General features: G+C 35.1%; 15 protein-coding genes. 14 read left to right on the top strand and 1 reads right to left on the bottom strand.

Features of this window, described 5'->3' with window-relative positions:
• Positions 1 to 184 precede the first annotated feature (184 nt).
• From ACXY7N_RS29605 to rsmI, 9 genes are all read left to right on the top strand, one after another.
• Positions 185 to 364, top strand: a complete 180-nt coding sequence (locus ACXY7N_RS29605; protein WP_000842027.1) for a sigma factor G inhibitor Gin — start codon at positions 185 to 187, stop codon at positions 362 to 364.
• A gap of 72 nt (positions 365 to 436) precedes the next feature.
• The gene (locus ACXY7N_RS29600; RefSeq protein WP_016085320.1) at positions 437 to 1,858 is read left to right on the top strand and encodes an aminotransferase class I/II-fold pyridoxal phosphate-dependent enzyme; all 1,422 of its coding nucleotides are present in this window, start codon (positions 437 to 439) and stop codon (positions 1,856 to 1,858) included.
• 1 nt (position 1,859) lies between these two features.
• Positions 1,860 to 2,486, top strand: a complete 627-nt coding sequence (gene tmk, locus ACXY7N_RS29595) for a dTMP kinase (protein WP_098485745.1) — start codon at positions 1,860 to 1,862, stop codon at positions 2,484 to 2,486.
• Between the two features lie 35 nt (positions 2,487 to 2,521).
• Positions 2,522 to 3,505: a DNA polymerase III subunit delta' gene (gene holB / locus ACXY7N_RS29590; protein ID WP_088083146.1), complete on the top strand. Its 984-nt coding sequence runs from the start codon at positions 2,522 to 2,524 to the stop codon at positions 3,503 to 3,505.
• Positions 3,506 to 3,510: 5 nt separating this feature from the next.
• The gene (locus ACXY7N_RS29585) at positions 3,511 to 4,338 is read left to right on the top strand and encodes a PSP1 domain-containing protein (protein ID WP_000272429.1); all 828 of its coding nucleotides are present in this window, start codon (positions 3,511 to 3,513) and stop codon (positions 4,336 to 4,338) included.
• Between the two features lie 14 nt (positions 4,339 to 4,352).
• Positions 4,353 to 4,703 carry a DNA replication initiation control protein YabA gene (yabA, locus tag ACXY7N_RS29580; RefSeq protein ID WP_000412054.1) on the top strand — a complete coding sequence of 117 codons (351 nt, stop codon included), beginning with the start codon at positions 4,353 to 4,355 and terminating at the stop codon, positions 4,701 to 4,703.
• A 121-nt stretch (positions 4,704 to 4,824) separates the two neighbouring features.
• On the top strand, positions 4,825 to 5,565 hold the full coding sequence (locus ACXY7N_RS29575; protein WP_061678923.1) for a tRNA1(Val) (adenine(37)-N6)-methyltransferase: 741 nt from the start codon (positions 4,825 to 4,827) through the stop codon (positions 5,563 to 5,565).
• Positions 5,552 to 5,842, top strand: a complete 291-nt coding sequence (locus ACXY7N_RS29570) for a GIY-YIG nuclease family protein (protein ID WP_016085316.1) — start codon at positions 5,552 to 5,554, stop codon at positions 5,840 to 5,842. The genes ACXY7N_RS29575 and ACXY7N_RS29570 overlap by 14 nt, the downstream gene beginning before the upstream one ends.
• Positions 5,811 to 6,686 (top strand): 16S rRNA (cytidine(1402)-2'-O)-methyltransferase, encoded by an 876-nt coding sequence (gene rsmI / locus ACXY7N_RS29565; protein ID WP_488592833.1) that lies wholly within the window; start codon positions 5,811 to 5,813, stop codon positions 6,684 to 6,686. The genes ACXY7N_RS29570 and rsmI overlap by 32 nt, the downstream gene beginning before the upstream one ends.
• A gap of 20 nt (positions 6,687 to 6,706) precedes the next feature.
• Here the strand turns inward: rsmI and abrB are convergent, their stop codons facing one another.
• The gene (abrB, locus tag ACXY7N_RS29560; protein ID WP_000843036.1) at positions 6,707 to 6,991 is read right to left on the bottom strand and encodes a transition state genes transcriptional regulator AbrB; all 285 of its coding nucleotides are present in this window, start codon (positions 6,989 to 6,991) and stop codon (positions 6,707 to 6,709) included.
• A gap of 515 nt (positions 6,992 to 7,506) precedes the next feature.
• On the opposite strand from abrB, the gene metG reads away from it, so the two are divergent.
• The 5 genes from metG (at position 7,507) to yabG (ending at position 13,024) form a co-directional block, all read left to right on the top strand.
• Complete coding sequence (gene metG / locus ACXY7N_RS29555; RefSeq protein WP_016085314.1) at positions 7,507 to 9,489, top strand: methionine--tRNA ligase; 1,983 nt, start codon at positions 7,507 to 7,509, stop codon at positions 9,487 to 9,489.
• Between the two features lie 166 nt (positions 9,490 to 9,655).
• Entirely contained in the window at positions 9,656 to 10,423 is a 768-nt protein-coding gene (locus ACXY7N_RS29550) for a TatD family hydrolase (RefSeq protein ID WP_098485743.1), read from the top strand.
• Positions 10,424 to 10,617: 194 nt separating this feature from the next.
• Positions 10,618 to 11,175 carry a ribonuclease M5 gene (rnmV, locus tag ACXY7N_RS29545; RefSeq protein ID WP_016085312.1) on the top strand — a complete coding sequence of 186 codons (558 nt, stop codon included), beginning with the start codon at positions 10,618 to 10,620 and terminating at the stop codon, positions 11,173 to 11,175.
• Positions 11,172 to 12,050, top strand: coding sequence for a 16S rRNA (adenine(1518)-N(6)/adenine(1519)-N(6))-dimethyltransferase RsmA (rsmA, locus tag ACXY7N_RS29540; RefSeq protein WP_000651555.1), 879 nt, complete (start codon positions 11,172 to 11,174; stop codon positions 12,048 to 12,050). The genes rnmV and rsmA overlap by 4 nt, the downstream gene beginning before the upstream one ends.
• A gap of 110 nt (positions 12,051 to 12,160) precedes the next feature.
• Entirely contained in the window at positions 12,161 to 13,024 is an 864-nt protein-coding gene (gene yabG, locus ACXY7N_RS29535; RefSeq protein WP_016085311.1) for a sporulation peptidase YabG, read from the top strand.
• The last annotated feature ends 54 nt before the right edge of the window (positions 13,025 to 13,078 follow it).

Below are 13,078 nucleotides of genomic sequence, written 5' to 3'. Positions count from 1 at the left end.
AAACACGAATCATTTGATTCGTGTTTTTTTGTGTTTTCAAAAAGTACGTAAAAAGAAGTAATGGTAATACAAACACGTTGCCCAAGGGTTAATCATATTATATAAGAGATTGATGTATATTTTTCTGTAAATTGTTAAGGAATAGAAGTATAAAAGATGTCCATTTAAATAGGGAGGGAAGGTTATGAAATCACAAAATGAAGTTTGTATTGTTTGTGAGACAGAAAGAAAAGAAGGGATATATGTTTATAATAATTTAATATGCTATGAATGTGAAAAGGATATGGTGAATACGGAGACAGATGATCCGAAGTATATATATTATTTAAAACAGCTTCGGAAATTAGAAGTATCATATTTTTAAATAGGCATATGCCTATTATTTTTTTTGTTCTGTATAATAGATAAAGAATGAAATAATAAGGAAGAGATATAGATGAATCAAAATCGCATACCTTTATATGAGGCATTAATAGAGTTTAAAGAAAGGGCACCGTTATCCTTTCATGTTCCAGGGCATAAAAACGGTTTAAACTTCCCTCAGGAGGCAGTAGGGGAGTTTAAAGATATACTATCTATCGATGTAACTGAGTTGTCAGGGTTAGATGATTTACATAGTCCGTTTGAATGTATAGATGAGGCACAACAATTATTAGCTGATGTATATGGAGTGAAAAAAAGTTATTTTTTAATTAATGGTTCAACAGTAGGGAACCTAGCAATGATTTTGTCTTGTTGCGGGGAACATGATATTGTTCTTGTACAAAGAAATTGTCATAAATCAATTATTAATGGTTTAAAATTAGCAGGAGCAAATCCAATTTTTTTAGATCCATGGATTGATGAAGCTTATAACGTACCAGTGGGAATTCATGGTGAAATTATTAAGGAAGCAATTGAAAAATATCCAAATGCTAAAGCACTCATTTTAACGCATCCTAATTATTATGGTATGGGGATGGATCTAGAGGCAAGCGTCGCTTATGCACATGCACATAAAATCCCTGTTTTAGTAGATGAAGCACATGGAGCCCATTTTTGTTTAGGAGGGGCATTTCCAAAGTCAGCGTTAGCATATGGTGCAGATATTGTAGTTCACTCTGCACATAAAACATTACCAGCGATGACGATGGGATCCTATTTACATATAAATAGTAACTTAGTGAAAGCAGAAAAGGTTTCTACTTATTTAAGTATGCTACAATCTAGTAGTCCATCGTATCCAATTATGACTTCTCTTGATATTGCACGCTTTACAATAGCGCGTATAAAAGAAGAGGGACATGATGAAATTGTCGAGTTTTTACGGGAATTTAAAGAAGAATTATCTTCTATTCCACAAATAGCTATTTTACAATATCCATTACAAGACGAGTTAAAGTTTACCATACAGACCCGTTGTCAGCTGTCAGGATACGAATTACAGTCTGTATTTGAAAAGGTCGGGATATATACAGAAATGGCGGATCCATATAATGTCCTATTTATTTTGCCCTTGCAAGTAAATAAGGAGTATATGAAGGCTATAGAGATGATCCGAGGGGCATTGCAATATTATGAGGTGAAAGACAAGAAGAAATCTATTCGTTATACTTATAAAGGAGAGTTTTCTCCTTTACCGTATACATATAAACAACTGGAAGGATATGAAACAAAAGTAGTATCTGTAGAAGAAGCAGTTGGGATGATAGCGGCGGAAATGGTAATTCCGTACCCACCTGGAATTCCATTGATTATGTATGGGGAAAGAATTACTTCAGAACATAAAGAGCAAATTATGTATTTAGAGAAATCAGGTGCTCGTTTTCAAGGTAGCACGAAATATATGAAAGTGTATGATATGGAAAGTAGGTTTTAGAATGAAGGGATTATTTGTAACAATTGAAGGTCCAGAAGGTTCGGGTAAAACAACATTAATTCAAAGTTTATTGCCATACTTTGAACAAAAAGAACAAAAGGTGATGGCGACGAGGGAACCAGGTGGTATTGCAATTTCTGAGGATATTAGAACGATTTTACATAAACAAGAATATACGATGATGGAAGCACGTACAGAGGCGCTTCTGTATGCTGCTGCACGTAGGCAACATTTGGTGGAAAAGGTTATGCCGGCGCTTAACGAGGACTACCTTGTACTATGTGATCGTTTTATAGATAGCTCTTTAGCGTATCAAGGATATGCAAGAGGATTAGGTATGGATAAAGTATTTGAAATAAATCGCTTCGCAACAGAAGACTGTATGCCTAGTTTAACAATTTATTTAGATATTGAACCAGAGGTAGGTTTAGCTCGAATTGAAAAAGATGCAGGACGTGAAGTGAATCGATTAGATATGGAAGATATCTCTTTCCATAAACGCGTGCGTGAAGGATATTTACAAGTTGTAGAACGTTTCTCAGATCGTATTGTATCGGTAAATGCTGATCAACCAATGGAAAAACTTATAAAAGAAGTTGTTCAGATTATAGAAGATAAATTGTTATAATAGAAGGAAAGAATGAAATAAGTGAGGTATGCATTATGACGAAGACGTGGGAGCAGCTTTCTGCTATACAACCCATCGGTGTAAAAATGTTGATGAATAGCATTGCAAAAGAGCGTATATCCCACGCTTACTTGTTAGAGGGAGGGAAAGGGACAGGAAAATTTGCGACAGCAATTCAAATGGCAAAGAGTTTCCTCTGTTCTCAGCGGAATGGGGTAGAACCTTGTCATGTATGTACAAATTGTAAGCGAATTGATTCAGGTAACCACCCTAACTTACATATTGTAAAACCAGACGGATTATCTATTAAGAAGCAGCAAATTCATGATTTACAAGAAGAGTTTTCAAAAACAGGATTAGAAGCAAATAAAAAAGTATATATTATTGAGCACGCAGACCGTATGACAGCAAACGCAGCGAATACACTCTTGAAATTTTTAGAAGAACCAAGTAGTGATACAACAGCTATTTTACTTACTGAACAAAGTCATCAAATTTTAAATACGATCTTATCTCGCTGTCAAGTTGTTACATTTAGACCGTTACCTACGGAATCTTTAATTAAAAGATTACAGGATGAAGGTATTACGGCAGCTTTATCGACACTTGCTGCGCAGCTCACGAATAGTTTTGATGAAGCTTTAGCTTTATGTAGTGATGAATGGTTTGCACAAGCACGAGCTTTAGTGATAAAATTATGTGAAGCGCTCGAAAAAGACAAAGCCTCTATTTTTTTTGTTCAAGAAAAATGGGGAAAGCACTTTAGAGAGAAAGAACAATTACAGCAAGGTTTAGATATGTTACTCCTTATTTATAAGGATTTATTATATGTTCAACTTGGAGAAGAAGATCGTCTTGTTTTTCATGAGCAGAAAGAGATATTTGAATCTTTCTCCTATGCTCAGAAGCGCATTGTATCAGCTCTCTTTAATATATTAGAGGCAAAAAATAGAATCAACGCTAATGTAAATGCGCAGCTTGTGTTCGAACAGTTAGTGTTGCGGTTGCAGGAGGGATGACCGTTTTGTATGATGTAGTAGGTGTTCGCTTTAAGAAGGCCGGAAAGGTGTATTACTTTGACCCGAATCAGTTCGATATCTCTGAAAATGAGTTTGTAATTGTAGAAACAGTAAGAGGTATTGAATACGGAAAAGTAGTTATTACCAAAAAGCAAGTTGATGAAAACGACGTTGTATTACCGCTAAAAAAGGTTATTCGTATTGCTAATGAAAACGATCGTACCATTGTTGAAGAGAACAAACATGCTGCGAAAGAAGCATATCAAGTTTGTCAGCAAAAGGTAGTAGAACATAATCTTGATATGAAACTTGTAGATGTAGAGTATACGTTCGATCGCAATAAGATTATTTTCTATTTTACTGCGGATGGTCGAATTGATTTCCGCGAACTAGTGAAGGACTTAGCAGCAATTTTTAGGACAAGAATTGAACTAAGACAAATTGGTGTTCGTGATGAAGCAAAGATGCTTGGTGGTATTGGTCCATGTGGTCGTATGCTTTGTTGTTCTACTTTTTTAGGAGATTTTGAACCTGTATCCATTAAGATGGCAAAGGATCAAAATTTATCATTAAATCCTGCAAAAATCTCTGGTTTATGTGGTCGCTTAATGTGTTGCTTAAAATATGAGAATGATGAATATGAGGCAGCAAAGGAACAACTTCCTGATTTAGATCAACGTATACAAACCCCGCATGGTACTGGCCGTGTTATCGGATTAAATATTTTAGAAAGATTAATTCAAGTGGAACTAGTAGACAAGGAACGGATAGTAGAATATACGTTAGATGAGTTAGTGAATAAAGGGGTCGTTTCGAGTCAAACCACAGATTAATGAGGTGGGTGCTTGTGGAGAAAAAAGATATTTTTGCATCGGTTTCTAGTATGGAAGAGCAAATTGGACATTTATACAAACAGTTGGGAGAATTAAAACAACATCTTGCAGAGCTGTTGGAAGAAAACCAACATATAAAAATGGAAAATGAAAATTTGCGACACCGCTTTGAAGAAGTGCAGATTAAGGAAAAACAAAAAGCTCAAAAACGTAAAGAAGTGAAGCCGAAGACAGATATTGGTGAAGGCTACGATAATTTAGCAAGACTATATCAAGAAGGTTTTCATATTTGTAATCTGCATTATGGAAGTGTACGTAAAGAGGGAGATTGTTTATTCTGCCTGTCATTTTTAAATAAAAAGTGAAATTACCTTTCCAATAATAATTGGAAAGGTAATTTTTTATACATGAGAGTAGAATGAAATATGTTTTTTTATTAGTAGAAGATGAAATAGGGTAGGTTAAGTGTAAGAAAAGGAGTAACATATGAATTTATATGAAGATGAACGTTTAGATTACTTATTAGCGCAAGATATGAAAATCGTACAAAGCCCATCAGTATTTAATTTTTCTTTAGATGCTGTTTTACTTGCAGACTTTGCCTGGGTACCAATTCAAAAAGGTAATTTACTTGATTTGTGCACAGGTAATGCAGTTGTGCCCCTTCTATTAAGTACAAGAACAAAAGGGAACATTACAGGTGTGGAAATTCAAGAACGTTTATATGATATGGGAATCAGAAGCGTTCAATACAATAAGTTAGAAGAAAGAATTCACTTAATACATGGAGATTTGAAAGATATGCCGGAGAAACTTGGACGTCATCAATATGATGTTGTCACATGTAATCCGCCTTATTTTCAAACACCTGCAACTTCTGAGAAAAATATGAATGAACATTTAGCGATAGCTCGTCATGAAATTATGTGTACATTAGAGGATGTTGTATCTGCAAGTAGTCAGCTAGTAAAGCAAGGCGGGAAAGTAGCATTTGTACATCGCCCGGGTCGTTTACTAGATATTGTTACATTAATGCGTAAATACAAAATTGAACCAAAACGGGTACGATTTGTTTATCCTAAGGCAGGTAAAGAAGCGAATACATTGTTAATTGAAGGAATTAAGGACGGAAACGCAGATTTAAAAATATTGCCACCTCTTTTTGTATATGAAGAAAATAATGAATACACAAAGGAGATTCGTTCAATTTTATATGGAGAAGAATAAGCATTGTTTTTATGTAGTAGAGTGCTCTGATGGAAGTTATTATGCTGGATATACAAATCATATAGAGAAGCGGATTCAGACCCATAATAATGGAAAAGGGGCTAGGTATACGCGTGCTAGACTTCCTGTTGTTTTAAAATACGTAGAATTTCATGAAGATAAACGTACAGCTATGCAAGCAGAGTATTATTTTAAGCAATTAAATAGAAAACAAAAAGAAGAATATATGCAAAAAGGAGAACGCTATGTGGCAACAAAAAAGCTTTCAACAAAATGAAAAGGGAGTTTTATATTTAGTACCAACTCCTATTGGAAATTTAGAAGATATGACATTTCGTGCAATCCGAATTTTAAAAGAAGCTGATTTAATTGCTGCTGAAGATACGAGACAAACGAAAAAACTTTGTAATTATTTTGAAATTGAAACCCATGTTATGAGTTACCATGAGCATAATAAGGAAGTAAGTGGGAAAAAAATATTAGAGAAGTTAGACGAAGGAAAGACTGTAGCACTTGTTAGTGATGCTGGTATGCCGTGTATTTCCGATCCAGGTTACGATATTGTTGTAGAGGCTGTAGCGGGACAGTATCATGTTATCCCGCTTCCTGGGGCAAATGCGGCCCTTACAGCATTAATTGCATCAGGTCTTGAAACAAAACAGTTTTATTTCTATGGATTTTTACAAAGAAATAAAAAAGAAAGAAAAATGGAGTTAGAGAAGCTTCGTTATGTACAAACTACAATGATGTTTTATGAAGCGCCTCACCGTTTAGATGATACTTTAATCTCAATGCAAGAAGTGTTGGGAAATAGAGAAATTGTATTATGTCGAGAGTTAACGAAAAAATTCGAGGAATTTATTCGAGGAACAGTTGAAGAAGCAATTGAGTGGACGAAACAAAATGAAGTTCGTGGTGAGTTTTGTATTTTAGTAGCTGGTTCAACGGAAGAACCTGCCCCAGAAGAACAATGGTGGGAAGCTATTTCAGTATATGATCATATTGAACATTATATAAACGAAAAAGGTATGAATTCAAAAGAGGCGATAAAAACAGTCGCTAAAGATCGAGATTTGTCGAAACGCGATGTATATCAAATCTATCATGTCGATAAAAAATAAGCTTCTCATAATTGAGAAGCTTATTTTGCTGTTTCGATATAATCTTGAAGTTCGTTTAAGATTTGCTCAGCGCCTTCTTTGCTTAAGATAATTTTACCTTCAGCTAAAGATAGGTTACCATCAGATACTTCACCAGTTACTTGGCAAGTCATGTTTGGTTTATATTTTTTTAAGATGATTTTCTCGTCATCAACGTAGATTTCAAGAGCATCCTTTTCTGCAATACCTAAAGTACGGCGTAATTCGATTGGAATTACTACACGACCTAATTCATCAACTTTACGAACGATACCAGTAGATTTCATAATTCTTTTCCTCCTAAAGAAATAGTTTATAAGTTTCGAGTCTATTTTTAGATTCGTCATTTTTCGACAAAATACCCTATGGACATATGATACCAATCATTTACATTTCCGTCAATTCTTTAATTCTATATTTTTTAAAAAGATTTATAGATTTCTTACTTCTTATATATAATAGAATGGGAGTAATTTCTACTATTATTTCACTTTATTTTCAGAAAAATTTACGAATTGTAAGTTAGGGTTGTATATTTTCTTGAAATATGAGTAATAGATGATAAAGATACTAGGCATTAACTCGTTTTTATCTCTCATTAACAAGTGGTAAGATTCCAAATTCAAAATTTGGCTGGAGCAAAGAAGTTAAGTGGGAGTCGGGCTGTTCGTAAAAGCCCGATTGGTGCAGGCTAATAATTAGCAGGGATGAACAACCCCACAGATTAAAGTTTCACTTTATATATAAGTTTTTGATATACTATTTATAAATACATATGAGGTTATTCGGGAGGTCCAAAACAATGACAGAGGAAAAAAAATCCTTTTATATTACTACCCCAATTTATTATCCAAGTGGAAAATTACACATTGGACATGCTTATACAACAGTAGCAGGAGATGCGATGGCACGATATAAGCGTATGCAAGGATATAATGTTCATTATTTAACAGGAACTGATGAGCATGGACAAAAGATCCAAAAGAAAGCAGAAGAATTAAACGTTACACCACAAGCATATGTGGATAACATCGTTGCAGGAATTAAAGAACTTTGGGAGAAGATGGATATCTCTTATGATGATTTTATTCGTACAACTGAAGATCGTCATAAAGATGTTGTTGAAAAAATCTTCAAGCAATTAGTAGATCAAGGCGATATTTATCTTGATGAATATGAAGGTTGGTATTCTGTACAAGATGAGACATTCTATACAGAGCATCAATTAGTAGATCCAATTATGGAAGGTGACAAAGTAGTTGGAGGAAAAAGCCCAGATAGTGGTCATGATGTAGAACTTGTTCGTGAAGAATCGTATTTCTTTAGAATGGGTAAATATGTCGACAGACTATTAAAATTCTATGAAGAGAATCCACATTTCATTCAGCCAGAGTCTCGTAAGAATGAAATGATTAATAACTTCATTAAACCAGGCTTAGAAGATTTAGCAGTTTCTCGTACTTCATTTGACTGGGGAGTTCGTGTTCCAGGTAACCCGAAACACGTTATTTACGTATGGGTTGACGCATTATCTAACTACATTACAGCATTAGGTTATGGAACAGAAAATGAAGAGATGTATAAGAAATTCTGGCCGGCAGACGTGCATTTAGTTGGAAAAGAAATCGTTCGTTTCCATACAATTTATTGGCCAATCATTTTAATGGCATTAGACTTACCTCTTCCGAAAAAGGTCTTTGCTCATGGTTGGATTTTAATGAAGGATGGAAAGATGAGTAAGTCAAAAGGAAACGTAGTAGATCCAGTTACATTAATCGACCGTTATGGATTAGATGCATTACGTTATTACTTACTTCGTGAAGTTCCATTCGGATCTGATGGCGTATTCACACCAGAAGGATTTGTGGAGCGTATTAATTTCGACTTAGCAAATGACTTAGGTAACTTATTAAATCGTACAGTAGCTATGATTGATAAGTACTTTAACGGGGAAATCCCTGCATTTAAAGCAAATGTAACGGAATTCGATGAAACGTTAGTAACGTTTGCACAGGATACATTGAAAAAAGTAGAAGAGGCAATGGAGAATATGGAATTCTCTGTAGCGCTAAGCTCAATTTGGCAATTGGTTAGTCGTACGAATAAATATATTGATGAAACACAACCGTGGGTATTAGCGAAAGATGAGAATGATCGTGAAAAGTTAGCTTCTGTAATGGCTCATTTAGCAGAAGTACTTCGTCAAACAGGTATTATGCTTATGCCATTCTTAACAGTAGCACCAAGCAAGATGTTTGCTCAGCTTGGCCTTACTAATGAAGCACATAAATCTTGGGAAAGCCTATCTACAATTGGTTGCATTCCAGCTGGAACAAAAGTAGAAAAAGGAAACCCGATTTTCCCTCGTTTAGAAATGGAAGTGGAAGTAGAGTACATTAAAGAACAAATGAAAAGCTCTGCTCCTAAAGTAGAAGAGAAAAAAGAAGAAGAACCGAAGGCAGAAGAAATTACAATTGATGATTTCTTTAAAGTAGAATTACGCGTAGCTGAAGTACTATCTGCTGAACCTGTGAAAAAAGCAGACAAGTTGTTAAAAATCCAACTAGACTTAGGCACAGAAAAGCGTCAAGTTGTTTCTGGAATTGCAAAATTCTATTCGCCAGAAGACCTAAAAGGTAAAAAGGTTATTTGTGTAACAAACTTAAAACCTGTAAAATTACGCGGTGAATTATCGCAAGGTATGATTTTAGCAGGTGAAGAGAATGGCGTATTGTCATTAGCATCGATTGACCAAAATCTACCAAATGGTACAAAAATCAAGTAATTAAGACAAGAAAAGAGATGTTTCACGTGTAACATGTGTGAAGCGTCTTTTTTCTTTTTACACTCTCTATTTTTGCATTAAGATTGTAGTATTGTTATCGTTAAGTTATTAAAGAACTTATTTTTGTAGAATAAACTTGATTTCAATATAAAAGGAGTTATGTATTATGTTGTTTGATACACATTCACATTTGAATGCAGAGCAATTTGAAGAAGATTTGCAAGAAGTTATTGCACGAATGAAAGAAGCGGGAGTTACTTATACAGTTGTTGTTGGTTTTGATGAAGTAACGATAAAAAAGGCGATTGAATTAGCTGAAGCCTATGATTTTATTTACGCTGCGGTTGGATGGCATCCAGTTGATGCAATCGACATGACAGAAGAACATTTAGCTTGGTTAGAAGAACTTGCTTCTCATCCTAAAGTCGTTGCACTTGGAGAAATGGGCTTAGATTATCACTGGGATAAGTCTCCAAAAGAAATACAGAAGGAAGTATTCCGTAAACAAATTGCATTAGCCAAAAGGGTAAAATTGCCGATTATTATACATAACCGCGATGCAACTCAAGATATTGTTGATATTTTAGAGGAAGAGAATGCAGCTGAAGTGGGAGGCATTATGCATTGCTTTAGCGGCAGCGTAGAAGTAGCAGAGCGATGTGTTGATATGAACTTTTTAATTTCGTTAGGCGGACCAGTTACATTTAAAAATGCTAAGAAACCGAAAGAAGTTGCCACGGAGATTCCATTAGAGAAATTGTTAATAGAGACGGATTGTCCATATTTAACACCACATCCATTTCGAGGGAAACGAAATGAACCGAGTTATGTAAAACTCGTAGCAGAAGAGATTGCGAACTTAAAAGGAATTTCTTATGAGGAAGTAGCAGAAATAACAACAAAAAATGCAAAAGCTTTATTTGGTGTTGAATAAAAAGGAGTGGGAGAACCCATTCTTTTTTATTTTTGTGAAAAAATAAGGGCGAATGAGGAAGTGTTACAATAAGGAGAGAGAACAAAGTTTTGGACATTCTATTTTTTAAAATGTAAGAATGGGGAAAATAATAATGGAAAAGTCGTCATTTTTTTGTTTTACTAAGTAGAGACGAAACGAGTGTGGAGGCAAGCATGAAAATTAAAGAGATTATCGTTGTAGAAGGTAAAGATGATACAGTTGCGATTAAGCGTGCTGTTGATGCGGATACAATTGAAACGAACGGTTCAGCAATCGGTGATCACGTTATTGAGCAAGTTAAATTAGCGCTGCAAAAACGAGGCGTTATTATTTTCACAGATCCGGATTATCCTGGAGAGCGTATTCGAAAAATTATTTCTGATAAGGTGCCTGGATGTAAACATGCTTTTTTACCGAAGGAAGAAGCACTTGCTAAAAGGAAAAAAGGCGTTGGAATTGAACATGCTTCTAATGAATCAATTCGCCGTGCTTTAGAAAATATACATGAAGAAATGGAAGCTTACACAAGTGAAATTAGTTGGAGCGATCTAGTCGATGCAGGTTTAGTGGGCGGAGAAATGGCAAAGAGTCGCAGAGAAAGAATGGGTAAGCTATTAAAGATTGGTTATACAAACGCAAAACAGTTACATAAACGTTTACAAATGTTTCAAGTTTCAAAAGAAACATTTGCAGAAGCTTATAAGCAAGTCATACAGGAGGAAAGAAAATGAAGGATATCGCAACGCCAAATCGTACGAAAGACATTGTTGAAAAGTACGGATTTTCATTCAAAAAAAGTTTAGGACAAAATTTTTTAATTGATACGAATGTATTAAATCGTATTGTCGATCACGCTGAAATCGGTTCAGAAAGTGGTGCAATTGAAATTGGACCAGGTATCGGTGCGTTAACAGAACAATTAGCGAAGCGTGCTAAAAAAGTAGTGGCTTTTGAAATTGATCAGAGATTATTACCGATTTTAGATGAGACGTTAGCTCCATATAGCAACGTTACAGTTATAAATAAAGATGTATTAAAAGCAGATGTACATGAGGTGTTTAGTGAGCAATTTGAGGAAGGGCAAGATGTAATGGTAGTAGCTAACTTACCATACTATATTACAACGCCAATTTTATTTAAATTGCTGGAAGAGAAATTACCGGTTCGTGGATTTGTTGTTATGATGCAAAAAGAAGTTGGAGATCGTTTAGCTGCTAAACCTGGAACGAAAGAGTATGGTTCTTTATCAATTGCTATTCAGTATTATACAGAGGTAGAAACAGTTATGACTGTACCGCGTACAGTGTTTGTGCCACAACCAAATGTTGATTCTGCGATTATTCGTCTCCTAAAGCGCCCGAAACCAGTTGTAGAAGTAACAGATGAGACATTCTTCTTTGAGGTAGTACGAGCAAGTTTTGCACAGCGTCGTAAAACGTTAATGAATAATTTATCAAATAATTTAAATGGTTTCCCGAAAGATAAAGAGCTGTTGGATCGAATTTTAACAGAAGTAGGGATTGATCCAAAACGAAGAGGCGAAACGCTATCTATTGAGGAGTTTGCAACATTAAGTAATGCATTAGTTCTTCATAAATTGTCATAAGAATATAAAAGGGACAGTTCAACTTGAACTGTCCCTTTTGTCACCTTTCTCCTCCCAAATTCATACTTTAAAAACAGGTAAGATGGCCTAACGAGTTTGGAGGTAGGAGAATGGCTTTACATGTTGGAGAATTAGTGGAACGATATTCTCATAATAGGGATATTCTTTTTCGTGTTATAGAAATAAAAGGCGAGATAGCTATATTGTTTGGAGAGGAAATTAGACTGGTGGCGGATGCGCCACTTGAAGATTTAATTAGTATAGATCAACGAGAACATAAAAAAAGAGCGAAGCGTGAGAAAGAAACAATGGAGCGTACGTATCGTTTGTTTCAACAAGATTATGTATTAATGAAACAAAGGCATGAACACACTTCAACTGGTGGATATACAAGTGAGGTGAATTATTTTCAAATGCCAGGACGTGTATTGCATATAGATGGAGACCCGTTATATTTGCGCAAGTGTCTAGACTTATATAATAAAATTGGTGTTCCTGTACAAGGTATTCATTGTAAGGAAACAGAGATGCATGAAAAGGTAGTAGATTTAATAGATCATTTTCGTCCGGACATTTTAGTTATTACCGGGCACGATGCATATACAAAATCAAAAGGGGTAAAGGGAGATTTAGCAGCATATAGGCATTCAAGGCATTTTGTACAGGCTGTTCGAGAAGTGAGAAAAAAATATCCATCATTGGATCAACTCGTTATTTTTGCTGGAGCATGCCAATCTCACTTTGAAGCATTAATTCGAGCAGGAGCTAATTTTGCTAGTTCACCATCTAGAATTAATATTCACGCACTAGATCCTGTATATGTAGTTGGTAAAATTAGTTTTACGTCATTTATGGAGAGAGTAAATGTATGGGATGTTGTACGTAATACGATTACCGGCGAAAAGGGACTTGGCGGGATTGAGACGAGAGGGATTTTACGAACTGGATTACCCTTTCAACATTATGAAGAATAAGCAAGGTACATACGTATCTTGCTTTTTTTGTATGGAAAGGATTTAAATCAGCTT

The sequence above is a fragment of the Bacillus sp. 5w2 genome (genome assembly GCF_054353775.1).
This window is presented reverse-complemented; position numbering and strand designations above follow the sequence as displayed.